The sequence below is a fragment of the Microbacterium sp. MMO-10 genome (assembly GCF_037148715.1).
Lineage (GTDB): Bacteria > Actinomycetota > Actinomycetes > Actinomycetales > Microbacteriaceae > Microbacterium.
The window spans coordinates 177,066-194,373 of sequence record NZ_JBBCSV010000005.1; the positions used below are offsets into that span (position 1 = coordinate 177,066).

Annotated in this window: 13 protein-coding genes; 8 read left to right on the forward strand and 5 right to left on the reverse strand. The window is 71.9% G+C overall.

The window, feature by feature from the left end:
* Genes WFJ17_RS16900 through WFJ17_RS16915 form a run of 4 tightly spaced genes read right to left on the reverse strand, consistent with a single transcriptional unit; the run spans window position 1 to window position 4,127 of the window.
* Complete coding sequence (locus WFJ17_RS16900) at window positions 1–270, reverse strand: HPr family phosphocarrier protein (protein ID WP_251441740.1); 270 nt, start codon at window positions 268–270, stop codon at window positions 1–3.
* A gap of 27 nt (window positions 271–297) precedes the next feature.
* Window positions 298–2,397, reverse strand: a complete 2,100-nt coding sequence (locus tag WFJ17_RS16905; protein ID WP_336649010.1) for a PTS fructose transporter subunit IIABC — start codon at window positions 2,395–2,397, stop codon at window positions 298–300.
* 24 nt (window positions 2,398–2,421) lie between these two features.
* Entirely contained in the window at window positions 2,422–3,369 is a 948-nt protein-coding gene (pfkB, locus tag WFJ17_RS16910) for a 1-phosphofructokinase (protein WP_251441736.1), read from the reverse strand.
* The gene (locus WFJ17_RS16915) at window positions 3,366–4,127 is read right to left on the reverse strand and encodes a DeoR/GlpR family DNA-binding transcription regulator (protein ID WP_292885963.1); all 762 of its coding nucleotides are present in this window, start codon (window positions 4,125–4,127) and stop codon (window positions 3,366–3,368) included. The genes pfkB and WFJ17_RS16915 overlap by 4 nt, the downstream gene beginning before the upstream one ends.
* A gap of 198 nt (window positions 4,128–4,325) precedes the next feature.
* Here WFJ17_RS16915 and WFJ17_RS16920 point away from each other — a divergent pair, with 198 nt between their 5' ends.
* From WFJ17_RS16920 to WFJ17_RS16940, 5 genes are all read left to right on the forward strand, one after another.
* Entirely contained in the window at window positions 4,326–5,945 is a 1,620-nt protein-coding gene (locus WFJ17_RS16920) for an ABC transporter substrate-binding protein (RefSeq protein WP_336649011.1), read from the forward strand.
* A 25-nt stretch (window positions 5,946–5,970) separates the two neighbouring features.
* Window positions 5,971–6,984 (forward strand): ABC transporter permease, encoded by a 1,014-nt coding sequence (locus WFJ17_RS16925; RefSeq protein ID WP_336649012.1) that lies wholly within the window; start codon window positions 5,971–5,973, stop codon window positions 6,982–6,984.
* On the forward strand, window positions 6,981–7,793 hold the full coding sequence (locus WFJ17_RS16930; protein WP_336649013.1) for an ABC transporter permease: 813 nt from the start codon (window positions 6,981–6,983) through the stop codon (window positions 7,791–7,793). Before WFJ17_RS16925 ends, WFJ17_RS16930 begins: the two co-directional genes overlap by 4 nt.
* Window positions 7,790–9,316, forward strand: coding sequence for an ATP-binding cassette domain-containing protein (locus tag WFJ17_RS16935; protein ID WP_251441729.1), 1,527 nt, complete (start codon window positions 7,790–7,792; stop codon window positions 9,314–9,316). Before WFJ17_RS16930 ends, WFJ17_RS16935 begins: the two co-directional genes overlap by 4 nt.
* Window positions 9,317–9,644: 328 nt before the next feature.
* Window positions 9,645–10,490, forward strand: a complete 846-nt coding sequence (locus WFJ17_RS16940) for a type IV toxin-antitoxin system AbiEi family antitoxin domain-containing protein (RefSeq protein WP_336649014.1) — start codon at window positions 9,645–9,647, stop codon at window positions 10,488–10,490.
* 535 nt (window positions 10,491–11,025) lie between these two features.
* Here the strand turns inward: WFJ17_RS16940 and WFJ17_RS16945 are convergent.
* On the reverse strand, window positions 11,026–11,670 hold the full coding sequence (locus WFJ17_RS16945; RefSeq protein WP_336649015.1) for a pentapeptide repeat-containing protein: 645 nt from the start codon (window positions 11,668–11,670) through the stop codon (window positions 11,026–11,028).
* 483 nt (window positions 11,671–12,153) lie between these two features.
* Between WFJ17_RS16945 and ileS the strand changes: the two genes are divergently transcribed.
* From ileS to WFJ17_RS16960, 3 genes are read left to right on the forward strand one after another with little or no spacing between them, the layout of a single operon-like run.
* Entirely contained in the window at window positions 12,154–15,489 is a 3,336-nt protein-coding gene (gene ileS, locus WFJ17_RS16950; RefSeq protein ID WP_336649016.1) for an isoleucine--tRNA ligase, read from the forward strand.
* Window positions 15,486–16,841: a bifunctional folylpolyglutamate synthase/dihydrofolate synthase gene (locus WFJ17_RS16955; RefSeq protein WP_336649017.1), complete on the forward strand. Its 1,356-nt coding sequence runs from the start codon at window positions 15,486–15,488 to the stop codon at window positions 16,839–16,841. The genes ileS and WFJ17_RS16955 overlap by 4 nt, the downstream gene beginning before the upstream one ends.
* A complete protein-coding gene (locus WFJ17_RS16960; RefSeq protein ID WP_336628529.1) occupies window positions 16,829–17,308 on the forward strand; it encodes a DUF4233 domain-containing protein in 480 nt (159 codons plus the stop codon). Before WFJ17_RS16955 ends, WFJ17_RS16960 begins: the two co-directional genes overlap by 13 nt.

The following is a 17,308-nucleotide window of genomic DNA, read 5'->3' on the forward strand; positions in this document are numbered from 1 at the left end:
TCACTGCGCATCCAGGTCGGTGGACAGCAGCGCCACGAGACGGTCGAGCACGGCGTCCGCGTCGGCGCCCTCGGCGGTCAGGACGACCTCTTCGCCGTGCTTGGCGCCCAGGGCGATGACGCCCAGGATGCTGGTCGCGTCGACGGCGTCCTCTCCGGGGCGGCCGATCTCGACGTCGAGCCCCGAGTCCGCCGCCGCTTCGACGAAGAGCGAGGCGGGACGGGCGTGGAGGCCGACGGACGAGGCGATGGTGACGGTACGGGTGGCCATGATGTTCTCCTTCGAAGGGGTGGGTGTTCAGACGGCGACGGGTTGGGCGGGAGCGGCTTCGGACTGCTCGACGCGCCTCTTCAGCGACAGGGTCTTCAGCAGGGTGATGATGAGCGCCATCACGACGACGCCGATGACCAGCGCGAGCAGGAAGAGCAGGGGAGCGCCGATCAGGGGGAGGACCCAGATCCCACCGTGCGGCGCGCGGAGCGTGACGCCGAACACCATGCACAGGCCGCCCGTGACCGCCGATCCGATGACCGACGAGACGATCACCCGGATGGGGTCCGCGGCCGCGAACGGGATCGCACCCTCGGAGATGAACGACAGCCCGAGCAGCCAGGCCGCCTTGCCGTTCTCGCGCTCCGGCTCGGTGAAGAGCTTCGGACGCACGACGGTGGCGAGGGCCATCGCCAGCGGCGCCACCATGCCGGCCGCCATGACCGCGGCCATGATCTTCAGCTGTGGGGCATCGGTGGCCGCTCCGGCGGCGGCGAGACCGGTGGTCGCGAACGCGTACGCGGTCTTGTTGACCGGACCGCCGAGGTCGAAGCCCATCATCGCGCCGAGCACGATGCCGAGCACGAGCGCCCCTGCGCCGGTCATCCCGTTCAGCCACCCGTTGAGCTGGGTCATGAGCCAGACGATCGGACGGCCGAGGATCGTGATGAACAGACCGGCGGTGATCAGCGTCGAGAGCAACGGGATCACGACGACCGGCATGACACCGCGGACGCCCTTGTGCACGGGCCAGCGCGAGATCCAGCGCGCGATGAATCCGGCGAGGAAACCGGTGACGAGGCCGCCGAGGAATCCGGCGTTCATGGTGGCCGCGATCGCGCCGCCGACGATGCCGGGGACGAGTCCGGGGCGGTCCGCGATCGCGAAGGCGATGAATCCCGAGAGGATCGGGACCAGGAAGCCGAACGACGCGGCTCCCATCACGAACAGCAGCCCGCCCCAGGACATCAGGCTCAGCGGGTCGAAGTGCTGGGCGATGTTCGTCGCGTCGGCCGCCGTGAGGTTGAACTTCACGACCTCGAGCGCCCCGGACTCGCCGACCGCGATCTGCGCGATCATGAACGAGAGTGCGATGAGGATGCCTCCGGCCGCGACGAACGGGATCATGTACGACACGCCGGTCATCAGCCACTGCCGGACCTTCGTTCCGATCCTGGCGTCGGCCTCCACCTTCGTGGTGAGGCCTCCGGCCGCGGGACCGGCGGCGGCCGCCGCAGCGGCCTTGCTCGGGTCGGCCGCCCACTCCTCGGCGAGGGCCGCAGCACGCTCGATGAGCTCGGGGCCGTCGGAGATCGCCTTCTTGACGGGGACGTCGACGGTGGGCTTGCCCGCGAAGCGTCCCGCGTCCTTCACCGCCAGGTCGTGCGCGAACACGACGGCGTCGGCTGCGGCGATCTGGGCGGCGGTGAGCGGTGTGGATCCTGCCGAGCCCTGGGTCTCCACGGTGATCGTGTGCCCCGCGGCCTTGGCAGCCCGTTCCAGGGCTTCGGCGGCCATGTAGGTGTGCGCGATGCCGGTCGGGCACGAGGTCACGCCGACGAGGGTGAGCGAGCGACCGGGGGCGATCGGGGACGGACCCGGCTCTGCGGCGGGCGCCGGTGCGGGGGCGTCGGCGGGCGCGGGGGTCGTGGCCGAGGCAGGCGGGGTCGCCGGCGCCTCGTCGAGCTGCACATGCTCGCCGACGATCGCGACCACCTCGGCGGGGGTCGTCGCCGACAGCAGCGCCTCCCGGAACTCCGAGCGCATCAGCGCCCTGGCGAGCTTCGGCAGCATCTGCATGTGGGCGTCGCCGCCGGCCTCGGGCGCGGCGATGAGGAACACGAGGCGCGCAGGGCCGTCCTTGGCGCCCCAGTCGATCCCGTCCCGGGTGCGGCCGAAGACGAGCGAGGGCTCCGTGATCGCGGCGCTGCGGGCGTGCGGGATGCCGATGCCGCCGGGGAGCCCGGTGGCCATCTTCGACTCGCGCTCGCGGACGTCGGCCAGGAACCGGTCGAGGTCTGTGCAGCGGCCCGTGGCGACGAGCCGCGACGCGAGGGCGGCGGTCGCCTCGTGCCGGTCGGCGCCGGTGAGATCGAGCACGACCTGTTCTTCGTTGATCAGTGCCATGAGGGATTCCTTCCGTGGAGGAGGTCAGTCCGCGAGGGGGAGTTCGCGGTCGGGGGAGGAGGACACCGTGACGCGGACGTCGCGGACATCGGCGGGGGCCGGAACCTGGCTGCCGGGCAGGGCCACGGCGGCGGTGCCCCAGCGGACGCCCTCGGCGAGGGCGTCCTGGGGAGCCCGGCCCGCGCCGAGCGCGAACAGGAATCCCGCGAGCATGCAGTCGCCGGCGGCGACCGTGGACACGACCTCGGCCGCGGCGGCGGTCGCGTGCCACGTGCCGGTCTCGGCGACGAGCAGGGCGCCGTCCCGGCCGAGGCTCACGGCGACCAGGTCGACGCCGCCGCGCTGCAGCGCCTGCGCCGCGTCGAGCACGGCGCCGAGCGTGAGCAGATCTCGGCCGACCAGCTCTCCGAGCTCATCCCGATTCGGCTTGATGAGCGTCGGCTGCGCGTCGACGGCGGCGGCGAGCGGAGACCCGGAGGTGTCGATCGCGACGCGGATGCCCCGCTCGTGCGCGCCGCGGACCAGGCGGCCGTAGAAGTCCTCCGGAGCCCCGAGGGGGAGGCTGCCGCCGCCGGACAGCCAGCCGCCGGAGGGAACGTCCGCGAGCGCGTTCTCGATGAGCGCGTCGACCTCGGCCGGATCCAGCAGCGGTCCGGGCTCGTTGAGTTTGGTGGTGGTGCCGTCCGGCTCGAGCACGCTGATGTTCATGCGCACGCTGCCGTGGATCGGCACGGCCACGACGGGCACGGAAGCCGCGCGGCAGAGCGCTTCGAGCAGTCCGCCCTCGAGCCCGCCCGAGGGGAGCACCGCGCGGGTCGCGCCGCCCATCGCGGCGACGGCGCGGGAGACGTTGAGTCCCTTGCCGCCGGGGTCGACCCGGCTGGACGTCGCCCGGAGCACCTCGCCGCGGGTGAGCGCGTCGATCGTGATCGCGCGGTCGATGCTCGGATTGGGGGTGAGGGTGACGATCACGCGAGCACGACCTTCGGTCCTGCGGCGCGCAGCGCCTCGACGGCGTCGGAGTCCGCCCCGGTGTCGGTGAGGATCGCATGGAGCTCGTCGACGCGCGCGAAGCGCTGGAGGTGGACGGCGCCGAGCTTGCTGGAGTCGGCGACGAGGATGCGGGTGCGCGCGGCCTCGAGCATCGCGCGCTTCACGGCCGCCTCGTCCTGATCCGGCGTCGAGAGCCCGTGGTCGGCGTCGAAGCCGTTGGTGCCCAGGAAGGCGACGTCCACGGCGAGCTCGGAGAGCGCGCCGATCGCCCAGGGGCCGACTGCCGCGCCGGTCACGGTGCGCACCCGGCCGCCGATCAGCAGGAGCGTGATGTTGCGCTGACCGGCGAGGGCGCCGGCGATGAGGGTGTTGTTGGTCACGACCGTCAGCTGCGTGTCGGCGGGGATGAGCTCGGCGATGGCGAGGGTGGTGGATCCGGAGTCGAGGAGGATCGTGCCGCCATCGGGCAGCTCCTGCAGTGCGCGCGTCGCAATGCGCAGCTTCTCCTCCGAATGCTGGCCGACGCGGGCGGCGAGGGTGAGCTCGGGGAGGGACGGCTGTGCCGGGAGCGCGCCGCCGTGGACGCGGCGGATGAGACCCTGCTGCTCCAGCACGGCGAGATCCCTCCGGACGGTCTCCGTCGTGACGTCCAGGAACTCGGCGAGGCCGGCGACGTCGACGCGCCCGTCCTGCTGCGCGCGCTCGTGGATGCGCTGCTGCCGCTCCGCTGCGTACATCGGGCTCCCTCGCCGTCTTCCGACCGCCTCGATCGAGGCGTTGAGCCACTTTCCCACACAAAGCGACAGAAAACAACACAAACAAAGAAGAAGACCACAATCCACCGGATCCTGAGGCGCGCGATAGATCCACCCCGTCCACAAACCGCTAGCCTGGAGTCTCCCGATCCCCGCCCACAGCACTCCCGAGGAACACCCATGCCTGCTCCGCTCCGGCGCCGACTTCTGCCGCTCGCCGCTCTCGCCGCGGTCGCCGCCCTCGCCCTCACCGCCTGCTCGGGGTCGTCCGGCTCCGGTTCGTCCGACGCGAACGGCGAGATCGTCTGGGGCGTCGACGGCAGCCTGCTCTCGAGCGGGAAGATGGATCCGCAGACCAGCCAGCTCGACGTGACCGCCATGGTGCAGCGTGCCGTGCTCGACTCGCTCGTCTTCCAGAAGGCGGACGGCACCTTCGTGCCGTGGCTCGCGAAGAAGTGGGAGGTCTCCGCGGACGGAACCGCCTACACGTTCCACCTGCGCGACGATGTCACCTTCACCGACGGCGAGAAGTTCGACGCGGCCGCCGTGAAGGCGAACTTCGATCGGATCGCCGATCCCGCGACCAAATCCGCCCAGGCCGCGAGCATGCTCGGTGGCGACCTGTATCAGGGCACCGAGGTGGTCGACCCCACCACCGTGAAGGTGACGTTCTCGCAGCCCTACGCGCCGTTCCTGCAGGCGGCGAGCACCGCGCAGCTCGGCTTCTACGCGCCGAAGGTGCTCGCCGAGCACTCCGCGGACCTCGCCGCGGGCGGCAAGGGCATCACGGTCGGCACCGGGCCGTTCGAGCTCACCTCCTACACGCCGGATCAGGAGATCGTCTACACCCGCAACACGAAGTACGCGTGGGCGCCCGAGGGCGAGAAGGCGCCGGCCTTCAAGACCCTGCGCGTGCAGATCCTTCCCGAGGCCTCGGTCCGCAGCGGCTCCGTGTCGTCGGGCGAGATCGACCTCGCCTCGCAGCTGCCCCCGAACCTGGTCTCCCAGGTCAAGGGCTCCGCGTCCGTGAAGTCGGTGCAGGTGCCCGGGCTTCCGTACTCGCTGTTCCTCAACGAGCGCAACGGCGTGTTCGCCGACCAGAAGGTGCGCGAGGCCTTCACCCGCGCGATCGACGTCGACACTGCGGTGGACAAGATCTTCTTCGGGCAGTTCCCCCGCGCATGGAGCATCCTCGGACCGACCACCCCGGGTTACGACAAGAGCCTCGAGAAGAGCTGGCCCTTCGACAAGGACCTGGCGAACAGCCTGCTCGACGAGGCGGGCTGGACCCAGCGCGGCGCCGACGGCATCCGCACCAAGAACGGCCAGCGGCTGACGGCGAACTGGATCGCCTGGACCCCGGTGTCCGACGACCACGCCGCGCTCGCGAACGCGATCCAGTCCGACCTCAAGTCGGTCGGCTTCGAGGTCACCCGCGAGACGCTCGAGCCGGGCGCGTACAACGAGAAGTACGGCCCGAAGACCTTCGACATCACGGATTGGGACTTCTCCGGCGTCGATCCGGATCTGCTGCGCAGCCACCTGGCGACCGACGGCTTCCAGAACGCCTCCTCGGTGAGCGACCCGAAGCTCGACCAGCTCCTGAAGGACGGCATCGCGACGACCGACGCCGCGGCGCGCGCGAAGGTCTACGCGCAGATCCAGCAGTGGAACGCGAAGGACGACGCGATCGTGCCGCTCTACGTGACCTCGGCCATCACGGCGGTGGGCGACACGGTGACGGGCCTCGGCTTCGACATCTACGGGCGGCCGCTGTTCTTCGGCACCGGCGTGAAGTGAGCGCGGTTCGCGGTATCGTCCGCTCGTGACCGATCGTCCTGCCCGGCCGAGAGCGGCTGTCCCGCCGCGTGCCGGCGCGCTCCTGCGCCGGATCGGCGGGGCGGCGCTGTCGGTCGTGCTCGTCCTCTCGGGGGCGGCGACGCTGTCGTTCCTCGCGTTCCGCGTGCTGCCCGGCGATCCGGTGAGCGTCATGCTCGGCCCTCAGGCCCAGGTGAGCGAGGCGGTCAAGGACCGGATCCGGGCGGAGCTCGGGCTCGATCGCCCGCTCTGGCAGCAGTACCTGTCGATGCTGGGTGATCTGCTGCGCGGGGATCTCGGAACGTCCTATCAGCTGCGCATGCCGGTGAGCGAGGTGATCGGACGGCAGCTCGGCGCGACGCTGCAGCTCACGGCCGGGGCCCTCGCGATCGCCGTGCTTCTCGCGCTCGCCGGAGTGCTGATCGCGCGACGGCCGTTCGCCCGCGGCCTCCTCGCGGCGGGAGAGCTGATCGTCCTGTCCTCGCCCGTGTTCTGGATCGGCCTGCTGCTGCTCACGGTGTTCGCGTTCGGCCTGGGCTGGTTCCCCGTGGCGGGCTCGCGGACCGGGGCGAGCCTCGTGCTGCCCGCGGTCACCCTGGCGCTGCCCGTCGCGGCGTTGCTGGGCCAGGTGCTGCGCGACGGCGTGGAGGCGGCCGAGCGACAGCCCTGGGCGCTGACCGTGCGCGCCCGCGGTGCCGACCACGCGCGGCTCACGCTGCGGCACACCCTCCGGCACGGCTCCCTCGGGGCAGTGACGCTGAGCGCGTACCTCGTGGGCTCGCTGCTGGGCGGTGCGGTGCTCGTGGAGACGGTGTTCGCCCGTCCGGGGCTCGGACGGGTGACGCTGGCGGCGATCACGGGGCGGGATCTGCCGGTGGTCACCGGGATCATCCTCTTCAGCGCCCTCGTGTTCGTCGTCGTGAACACGGTGGTGGAGCTGGTGGCACCCGTCCTGGACCCCCGGCTGCGCGTCTCTTCCGCCGTCGGCGACGTCTCCGCGCCTTCGGAGGCCGGACGATGATGCTGCTGCGCCGGATCCTGCTCGCGCTCGCCGTGCTCGTGCTGACGACGGTCGTGATCGCCGCCGTCGTGCCCGCACTGCTGGCCCCCGTCGATCCGCTGCAGACCCACGTCCGTGATGCGCTGCTGCCGCCCGGACCCGGGCACCCGTTCGGCACCGACCAGAGCGGGCGCGACGTGTACGCCCGGGTCGTGCACGGCGCAGGACGCTCGCTCGGCATCGGCGTCCTCGCGACCGGCCTGGCGCTCCTGGCCGGCCTGATCGTCGGCGCGCTCGCCGGCGTCTCGCCGCGCCCGGTCGATGCGGTGCTCATGCGCACCAACGACGTGCTGATGGCGTTCCCGGAATTCCTGCTGGCACTGGTCGTCGTCGCGATCCTCGGCCCCGGTGCCGCGAACGTCGCGATCGGGGTGACCCTGGCCGCGATCCCGGTGTACGTGCGGCTCGCTCGAGCCCAGACGCAGGTGCTGCGCCGGGCCGAGCACGTGGAGGCGGCTCGGATCCTCGGGGTCGGGCCGTTCACGGCGTTCCGCCGGCACGTCGCCCCCGGCGTCCTCGGGGCGCTCAGCGTGCTCGCCACGATCGGTCTCGGATCCAGCATCCTTGCCGCCGCCGGTCTCAGCTTCCTCGGCCTCGGCCCCGCCGAGCCCTCGCCCGAGTGGGGGCTCATGCTCGCGGGCGGGCGCAATGTGCTGGGGCAGGCGTGGTGGATCGCGGTGTTCCCCGGGCTCGCGATCACGCTGACCGTGCTGTCGGCGACGTTCCTCGGCCGCACGCTGCGCGCCCGGGCCGAGGGGAGGCGCGCATGAGCGGCGCGGGTTCCGTGTCCGGCGCCCCGCCCGCACTCCAGGTGCAGGGACTGCGGATCGGCATCGAGGGACGGACGCTCGTCGACGGCGTCTCCTTCGCGGTCGCCCCCGGGGAGTGCGTCGCGCTCGTCGGCGAATCGGGGGCGGGGAAGTCCCTCACCGTACGCGCGCTGCTCGGCCTGCTGCCGGAGCGGGCCGCGGTCTCGGCGACGAGGCTCGAGGTCGGCGGTGTCGACACCACGGCGCTGTCCGAACGCGGCTGGCGCGCGCTCCGCGGGGCGCGGATCGCCCTGGTCTCGCAGGATGCCCTGGTCTCCCTGGATCCGCTGCGCCGCATCGGCGCGGAGGTCGCGGAGCCGCTGGAGATCCACAGGTCCCTTCCGCGCGCCGCGCGGGAAGCCCGCGTGCGGAAGCTGCTCGTCGACGTCGCGATGCCGGAGCCGGAGCGGCGCGCCCGGCAGCGCCCGCACGAGCTGTCCGGCGGACTGCGTCAGCGCGCTCTCATCGCCAGCGCGCTCGCGGCCGATCCCACGGTGCTCATCGCGGACGAGCCGACCACCGCCCTCGACGCGACCGTGCAGGCCAGAGTCCTGGCGCTGCTGCGCCGGATCGCGGACGACGGCACCGCGGTCGTCTTCGTCAGCCACGACATGGCCGCCGTGCGCCGGATCGCCGACCGCGTCGTGGTGCTGCGCGACGGGCGCGTGGTCGAGCACGGGCCCGCGGCGGACGTGCTCGCAGCGCCGCACGAGGAGTACACGCGGGAACTGGTGCTCGCCTCGTCGCGAACACCGCGGATCCCACCCCCGGGCGATGCGCCGGTGCTGGCCGAGGTGGTCGGGATCGGCAAGAGCTTCGACCGCCCGGTGCTGCACGGGGTGTCGTTCGCACTGCACCGCGGTCGCACCCTCGGCGTGGTGGGGGAGTCGGGATCCGGGAAGACGACCCTGGCCCGCATCCTGCTCGGCGTCGAGCGCGCCGACACCGGGGCCGTCACGTGGGCGGGCGGTGTGCGACCGCGGATCCAGCTGGTGCACCAGAACCCGCTGGGGGCGTTCGATCCGCGCTGGACGATCGGTCGTTCGCTGGGGGAGGCGCTCGCCGCCGGCGGCGTTCCGCGTGCGCAACGGGCGGTGCGCACGATCGACCTGCTGCGCGAGGTGGGACTGGATCCCGCGCTCGCGGCACGGCGTCCGGCCGCGCTCTCGGGAGGGCAGCGCCAGCGCGCGGCCATCGCGCGCGCCCTCGCGGCGGAGCCCGAGGTGCTCGTGCTCGACGAGCCGGTGTCGGCGCTGGACGCGACCGTGCGGGCGCGGATCCTGGCGCTGCTGGATCGCCTGCAACGCGAGCGCGGGCTGACGATGCTCCTCGTCTCGCACGATCTCGGCGTGATCGCGTCGGTGGCCGACGACCTGATCGTGATGCAGGACGGCGCGATCGTCGAACAGGGTCCCGCCGCGGGAGTGCTGGAGTCGCCCCGGCATCCGTTCACCCGCGATCTGCTCGCCGCGTCCGCTCCGTAGCGCGGCGCTGCGCGCGCGGTGCGGTGCGGGCGGTGCGTGCGGTGCGCGTGGTGCGTGCGGTGCGGGCGCGCGTGCTGTGCTCTGCTTGCGCGCGTGCGCGGCACCACGCGGCCGTTCGCCAGCCGCGGAGATGTGCGAGATCTTCGGAGGGATCCGGGGGATTCGTCCGAAGTTGGGGGACATCTCCGAGTCAGAGGTACGCCACGGGGCCGCCGAACGCCCGAGGAGCCGCGTGCGATTGTCCTGCACAGGAGCATCGGCGGGGGAGTTGTCCACCAGAACCGTGGATCGCACTCTCCATCGCTTTCGTCCGGAGAAGAGTGGGCGCATGAGCCCCCGTCGCATCCTGGATCCGATCGACCTCGTCGCCGACCGCGGCGGTGTCGTGCGCGTCGCCGTCCTGACGGAGGCGGGTATCGGACGGCGCGCGCTCGAGCGCGCGCTGCGGTCCGGTCGGCTGCTCCGCGTGCGCCGGGGCTGGGTGGTGACGAACGATGCGGATCCGGTGCTGGTGGCGGCGGCGCGCGAGGGAGTGGTGATCACCTGCATCTCACAGGCGTCGCGGCTCGGCCTCTGGGTGCATGAGGCCGACTCGCGGCAGCATGTCGGAGCGGATCCGAAGTCTGCGGGCCGGAAGACGAGACGCGCGCACGTGCACTGGTTCACGCCGATCGTGCCGCGTCCTCCCGACCTGCTCGAGGATCCGATCGAGAACGTGCTGGCCGCCGTGGCCTCCTGCGAGCCGTTCGAGCGGGCCCTCGCGACCTGGGAGTCGGCGTTGAACAAGGGACTCGTGACTCTCGAAGGTCTCGCCGGCTACTCCTGGAAGCCGACGGCGCGCCGCATCCTCGCAGAGGCGACGCCCTTCGCCGACGCCGGCCTGGAGACCTATCTGCGGCCTCGGCTCGCCTGGCTGCGGCTGCCGATCCGGATCCAGAGCTGGATCGCGGGCCATCGCGTGGATGTGCTCATCGGCGACCGTCTCGTCCTGCAGATCGACGGCGCGCATCACGTCGGCGCGCAGCGCAGCGAGGATATCCGGCACGACGCCGAGTTGCGCCTCATGGGCTATCACGTGATCCGCGTGAGCTACGCGCAGATGATGCACGCGTGGCCCGTCGTGCAGGATCTCGTCATGCGCGCCGTCGCACAGGGGTTGCACCGTGCCGCGTGATCCCGGCGTGCCAGGCCGCCCACCCGGCCCCGGACCTCCCCGCGGACGTCCCGAGCCCCGGACACCCCGGGCCCCGGACATCTCGGGCCCCGGACTTCTCGGGCCCCGGACATCTCGGGCCCCGGACATCTCGAGCCTCCGGACCTCCCGACCGCGCAGACGCCCCGACCGCGCGGACGCCCCGAGCCCTCGGACCTCCCGCGCTCGCAGACGTCTCGCGCGGAGAAGTACGCGTATTTCGGAGGGATTCGGCCGAGAACTCCGAGGATCCTGCTCTTCTCCGCGGATGCTGCACGGAAGGGACGGTTTTCCGGCGGTGCTGTGCGGAGGGGTCGGTTCTCCGCGGGTGCTTCACGGAGGGGTCGGTTCTCCGGCGGTGATGCGTGAAGAGGGCGGTTCTCCGGGGTGCTGTGCGGAGGGCGGGTCTCCGGGGGGCTGTGCGGAGGGCGGTTCTCCGGGGGGCTGTGCGGAGGGCGGTTCTCCGGGGGTGCTGCGCGGAGCGGTCGGTTCTGGACGTCGCCGCTGCGCGGGGCGGTCAGTCCTGGACGTCGATGCCGGCGGCTCGGGCGAAGACGGGCGCGAGGAGTTCGACCTGCCGCGCGGTGAGGGTGGCGCCGCGCAGCGCCGTCACGTCGAGGAACGCGAGCGCATCCAGTCCGCGCAGGTCGAGGCCGTCCGCGCGCAGTCCGCGGGTGTCGACCTCGTCCGCGCTGCAGCGCTCGAACCGCACCCGGGTGGCCGTGGCGGCGGGCAGGTCGACCGTCGCGAGGGTGCAGTCCGTGATGACCGAGTCCTGGATCTTGGCGGCGGCGAGGGACAGGTAGTCGACCCTGGCGTGCTCGAGGATCAGCTCCGCCACGTGGGCGCCGGAGAGATCCAGCGTGCCGATCCGCCCGCCGGAGATGCGCAGCCTGCGGATCGTGGCGTCCTTGAGTGAGAGGACCGGCGTGCGGGCATCCACGATCTCGACGTCCAGAAGGGTCGCTCCGGTCAGGTCGACGCCGTCCGCGGTGCCGGACAGCGAGCACTGCTCGAACTGCGCGTGCGCGAGATCCGCGGAGAGCGGGATCCGCTGGCCCACGTGGTCGCCGTGACGGCGACCGACGGCATCGTCGAGATCGTCCGGCAGATCGGGCGGCGAGACGCGGGGCGGCTGAGGGCGTTCGGTGCTGCGGGCCATGTCACGACCCTAGGGCCCGTCGCCGACAGCGGCTCATCGCGTGATGCCCTACCCGGCCGGCAGGGCCGGCTGTCTCGGTGCGGGCGACATCCACGGAGATGGACGCCAAGTTCGGACGGATCCGTCGGATTCCTCCGAGGAACGCGCACATCTCCGCGCGAAGCGCCCGCGGTGCGGGCGGGGAAGGGGGCCGAGGCGCGGCACCGGCCACGGCGGCGTTAGACTGGTCGGCACGAGCATCGATCCGGCAATCACCGGGGAGCTCTCGGAAGAACGTCCCGCCCTGCGGTCGCTGAGCCAGTCGAAGCGCCGGAGACGGGGTCAGTAGAACCGAGCGGGGCAGGCCCGTAACAGCCGCAGTGAGAGTGGCGGTTCGGCCCTTCGGCAGGCTCGGAGGACCGGACGGCAATGCAGGGTGGTACCGCGGTCCGCAGGATCGTCCCGGCGCGCAGCTCCCGCCCGCCACCGACACTGCGAGACACGATGACCTACCCGCGCACCTCTCCCACCGGATCCTCCTTCGGTCCGGCCGCCGTCACGCCGAGCCCGCGCTTCCCCGAGATCGAGCGCGAGGTGCTCGCGTTCTGGGAGGCCGACGACACCTTCCGTGCGTCGATCGCGCAGCGCGAGGGCGCCGAGGAGTGGGTCTTCTACGACGGCCCGCCGTTCGCCAACGGCCTGCCGCACTACGGTCACCTGCTCACGGGCTACGCGAAGGACCTGTTCCCGCGCTTCCAGACCATGCTGGGCAAGAAGGTCGACCGTGTGTTCGGGTGGGACACGCACGGCCTTCCCGCCGAGCTCGAGGCGATGAAGCAGCTCGGGATCACCGAGAAGGACGAGATCGAGCAGATGGGGATCGACGTCTTCAACGCGAAGGCGCGGGAGTCCGTGCTCGCCTACACGCACGAGTGGCAGGACTACGTCACCCGCCAGGCGCGCTGGGTCGACTTCGAGCGCGGCTACAAGACGCTCGACCTGAGCTACATGGAGAGCGTGCTCTGGGCCTTCAAGACCCTGCACGACAAGGGCCTCGCCTACGAGGGGTACCGTGTGCTCCCGTACTGCTGGCGCGATGAGACGCCGCTGAGCGCGCACGAGCTGCGCATGGACGACGACGTCTACAAGGAGCGTCAGGATCCCTCGGTCACGGTGAGCTTCCCGCTCTCTGGGGAGAAGGCGGCGGCCCTGGGCCTCGAGGGCGTCCGGGCGCTGGCCTGGACCACGACCCCCTGGACCCTGCCGACCAACCTCGCGCTCGCCGTGGGGCCCGAGATCGTCTACGCCGTGCTGCCGGTCGGGCCGAACGGCGCGTCCGAGGGCGCGCAGGGCGACCGCTTCCTGCTCGCGCGGGACCTGCTCGGCGGCTACGCGAAGGACCTCGGCTACGACAGCGCGGAGGACGTGCTCGCCGCGGTCTCCGCGACGGTGACCGGGGCCGAGCTCGGCGGCGTGACGTACGACCGCCTCTTCGACTACTACGCCGATGCCGAGACCTGGGGCACCGAGAACGCCTGGCAGATCCTCGTCGACGACTACGTCACGACCAGCGACGGCACGGGCATCGTGCACCAGGCCCCCGCCTATGGTGAGGACGACCAGCGCGTCGCCGGCGCCGCGGGGATCCCCACGATCCTGTCGCTCGACGAGGGCGGGCGCTTCCTGCCGAACGTGACGGACGTCGCGGGCGAGCTCTGGATGGACGCGAACACGCCGCTCGTGCGCCTGCTGCGCGGGAACGGCCGCCTGCTGCGCCTGCAGAGCTACCTGCACTCCTACCCGCACTGCTGGCGCTGCCGGAACCCCCTCATCTACAAGGCGGTCTCCAGCTGGTTCGTGCGCGTCACGGACTTCAAGGACGACATGCTCGCGAACAACGAGCAGATCACCTGGGTGCCGGAGAACGTCAAGCACGGCCAGTTCGGCAAGTGGCTCGAGGGCGCGCGCGACTGGTCGATCAGCCGCAACCGGTACTGGGGATCCCCGATCCCGATCTGGAAAAGCGACGACCCGGAGCACCCGCGCGTCGACGCCTACGGATCCCTCGCCGAGCTGGAGCGCGACTTCGGCCGCCTCCCGCGCAACGCCGAGGGCGAGGTGGATCTGCACCGCCCGTTCATCGACGAGCTCACCCGCCCGAACCCCGACGACCCCACCGGCAAGAGCACGATGCGCCGCATCGAGGACGTCTTCGACGTGTGGTTCGACTCCGGATCCATGCCGTTCGCGCAGGTGCACTATCCCTTCGAGAACCAGGAGTGGTTCGACTCGCACTCGCCGGCCGACTTCATCGTCGAGTACATCGGGCAGACCCGCGGCTGGTTCTACCTCATGCACGTGCTGTCGACCGCGCTCTTCGACCGCCCCGCGTTCACCGGCGTGAGCTGCCACGGCATCGTGCTCGGATCCGACGGCTACAAGATGTCGAAGTCGCTGCGCAACTACCCGGACGTCTCCGAGGTCTTCGACCGCGACGGATCCGACGCGATGCGCTGGTTCCTCATGTCGAGCTCGGTGCTGCGCGGCGGCAACCTGTCCGTGACGGAGGAGGGGATCCGGGCCGGCGTGCGCGAGTTCATCCTGCCGCTGTGGAACTCGTGGTACTTCTTCGCCACCTACGCGAACGCCGCCGCTGGGCCCGACGGCTCCGGCTACGAGGCGCGCTGGCGCACGGACTCGACCGACGTGCTGGACCGGTACATCCTGGCGCGCACGGGCGACCTCGTCCGCGGCGTGCAGGAGGACCTGGAGGGGCTCGACTCGACCACTGCGGCGTCGCGCCTGCGCGACTTCGCCGAGGTGCTCACGAACTGGTACATCCGGCGCTCCCGCGACCGGTTCTGGGTGGGCGTCGATCCGTCCGACCCCGCGACGACCGAGGCCTTCGACACGCTCTACACCGTGCTCGAGACGCTGACCCGCGTCGCGGCTCCGCTCGTGCCGCTCATCGGCGAGCGCGTGTGGCAGGGCCTCACCGGCGGGCGCAGCGTGCACCTGACCGACTGGCCCGATGCCGAGCTGTTCCCGCACGCCGACGACGTGCGCGATGCGATGGACGCCGTGCGCGAGCTGTCCAGCGTCGGCAACGCGCTGCGCAAGAAGGAGAAGCTGCGGGTGCGCCTGCCCCTGGCCCGGTTCACCGTCGTGTCCCCGAACGCGGCGACGCTCGCGCCCTTCGAGGAGATCCTCCGCGACGAGCTCAACGTCAAGGCGGTCGAGCTCGTCGCCCAGGGCGAGGGCACGGCGGCGGAGTACGGCATCAGCCACCGCCTCAGCGTCAACGCCCGCGCAGCCGGACCGCGGCTCGGCAAGGACGTGCAGCGCGTGATCCGCGCCGCGAAGGACGGCTTCTGGACCGAGGAGGACGGGGTGGTGACGGCCGACGGCATCGCCCTGGAGCCGCACGAGTACGAGCTCGCCCTGGAGACCACGGGACGCCCGGAAGGGGAGGCGCTCGCCGTCGTCCCCACCGGCGGGTTCGTGCTGCTTGACACCGCGACCACGCCCGAGCTGGAGGCGGAGGGCCTCGCGCGCGACGTGATCCGCGCCGTGCAGGACACCCGCAAGAACGCCGGCTTCGATGTGAGCGACCGCATCCGCCTGCAGCTGCGCTTCGCCGACGCGGACGACGCCGCGGCGGTCCGCTCGGCGTTCGCCGCGGCCGCGGTGGCAGAGGAGACGCTCGCGGTCGAGGCGGACGTGCTCGACGCGGAGGCCGAGTTCGCCACGGCCGAGTTCGTGGCGGACATCGAGAAGGGCACCTACGCGAACCGCGGCGCCTTCGCCGTCGCCGTGAGCCGGATCGGAGATGCATCATGACCGATGACCGTGAGCGCGCCGACGCCGTGAACTCCGCGCTGCTGGAGCGCGCGGGGGAGCGGTGGGTCCAGCCCCGCAAGGAGCGCACCGCCCGCCTCCTCGAGCTCATGGACGACCCGCAGAAGACGTACCGGGTCGTGCACCTCACCGGCACGAACGGCAAGACCTCGACCGCACGGATGATCGAGAGCCTGCTGCGGGCGCACGGGCTGCGCACCGGCCTGTTCACGAGCCCGCATCTGGAGCGCTTCACCGAGCGGATCATGATCGACGGCGAGCCGATCGCCGACGCCGCCGTGGCCGACGCCTGGGACGAGGTGGAGCCCTTCGTCGGGATCGTGGACGCCGAGCTCGAGGCCGCGGGCGATGCGCCGCTCACCTTCTTCGAGCTGCTCACCGTGCTGGCCTTCGTGGCCTGCGCCGACGCCCCCATCGACGTCCTCGTGCTCGAGGTCGGGATGGGCGGATCCTGGGACTCCACGAACACGGCGGACGGCGACGTCGCGGTGTTCACCCCGATCGACCTCGACCACGCCGATCGCCTGGGCGACACGATCGCGAAGATCGCGGAGGTGAAGGCCGGGATCATCAAGGACGGCGCCGCCGTGGTCTCCTCGCGGCAGACGCCCGAGGCCGAAGCCGTGCTGCGCCGGGTCGCGGCGGAACGCGGGGCGAGCATCGCGTTCGAAGGCCAGGACTTCGCCCTCGTCGAGCAGCGGCTCGCCGTCGGCGGCCAGCAGATCACCGTACGGGGTCTTGCCGGGCAGTACTCCGAGGAGTACCTGCCGCTGTACGGCGAGCACCAGGGCTTCAATGCCGCGCTCGCGATCGCCGCCGTCGAGTCGCTCATCGGCGGTGCGCAGCACGCGATCGTGGGCGACGTCCTCGCCGAGGGACTGCAGGGCGCGACCTCGCCGGGCCGCCTGCAGCTGCTCGGCATCGCCCCGACCGTGGTCGTGGACGCGGCCCACAACCCGCACGGCGCGCGCGCCCTCGCCGCTGCCCTGAAGGACAGCTTCGACTTCGACGAGTGGGGCCTCGTGCTCGGCGTGCTCGGCGACAAGGACGCAGCCGGCATCGTCGAGACGCTGCTGCCGTCGGTCGAGCACGTGTTCGCGACCGCCCCCGACTCCGATCGCGCGAGCGATCCCGACGCGATCGCGGATCTCGTGGAGCGCGCCGGCGGCCGGGCCACGGTGCACCCGACCCTGGCCGACGCCGCGGACGCGGCACGCGAATGGGCCGCATCCGCCGAGCGCCGCGCGGTGATCATCGCCGGATCCGTCGTGCTCGCGGGCGAGGCGATCTCGCTGGCGGCGGATGAGGACTGGAAGAGCGGATGGCGCGCGTGACCGACGAGACCACCCCCGGATCCGCCGCCGTGAAGCCTCGCCGGGCCCGTCCGCCGCGAGGCCTCGCCCAGAAGCTCGGGTCGATCATCCTCGCCTTCGAAGCGATCGTGGTCGGCCTCGCCGGCCTCACGATCTTCGGCCTGAAGGCGCTGGGGCCCGACATCGAGCCGTGGTGGGGCATCGTCGGCGGCGCCGTGGTGGGTGTCGCCATGCTCGTCGCGGCAGGTCTCATGGGCAGCAGGGCGGGAATCGTGATGGGATGGATCCTGCAGGTCATCGTCCTGCTGTCCGCCATCCTGGTGCCCGCGATCCTGCTGGTCGTGATCGTCTTCGGCGGCATGTGGGCCTATGCGATGATCGTCGGCGGACGCGCGGATCGCGCCGCTCGCGCGGCAGGCTCCGCGACCCGTCCGGCAGACCCCGCCGCGCACAGCTCCACCGACCCCGCTGGAAACGACAGAGAGTGA

Excerpts from the sequence above, each read along its gene's own strand:
- WFJ17_RS16900 (WP_251441740.1), bottom strand. The coding sequence starts at position 270 with ATGGCCACCCGTACCGTCACCATCGCCTCGTCCGTCGGCCTCCACGCC.
- WFJ17_RS16905 (WP_336649010.1), bottom strand. The coding sequence starts at position 2,397 with ATGGCACTGATCAACGAAGAACAGGTCGTGCTCGATCTCACCGGCGCC.
- WFJ17_RS16915 (WP_292885963.1), bottom strand. The coding sequence starts at position 4,127 with ATGTACGCAGCGGAGCGGCAGCAGCGCATCCACGAGCGCGCGCAGCAG.
- WFJ17_RS16920 (WP_336649011.1), top strand. The coding sequence starts at position 4,326 with ATGCCTGCTCCGCTCCGGCGCCGACTTCTGCCGCTCGCCGCTCTCGCC.
- WFJ17_RS16930 (WP_336649013.1), top strand. The coding sequence starts at position 6,981 with ATGATGCTGCTGCGCCGGATCCTGCTCGCGCTCGCCGTGCTCGTGCTG.
- WFJ17_RS16935 (WP_251441729.1), top strand. The coding sequence starts at position 7,790 with ATGAGCGGCGCGGGTTCCGTGTCCGGCGCCCCGCCCGCACTCCAGGTG.
- WFJ17_RS16940 (WP_336649014.1), top strand. The coding sequence starts at position 9,645 with ATGAGCCCCCGTCGCATCCTGGATCCGATCGACCTCGTCGCCGACCGC.
- WFJ17_RS16945 (WP_336649015.1), bottom strand. The coding sequence starts at position 11,670 with ATGGCCCGCAGCACCGAACGCCCTCAGCCGCCCCGCGTCTCGCCGCCC.
- ileS (WP_336649016.1), top strand. The coding sequence starts at position 12,154 with ATGACCTACCCGCGCACCTCTCCCACCGGATCCTCCTTCGGTCCGGCC.
- WFJ17_RS16955 (WP_336649017.1), top strand. The coding sequence starts at position 15,486 with ATGACCGATGACCGTGAGCGCGCCGACGCCGTGAACTCCGCGCTGCTG.
- WFJ17_RS16960 (WP_336628529.1), top strand. The coding sequence starts at position 16,829 with ATGGCGCGCGTGACCGACGAGACCACCCCCGGATCCGCCGCCGTGAAG.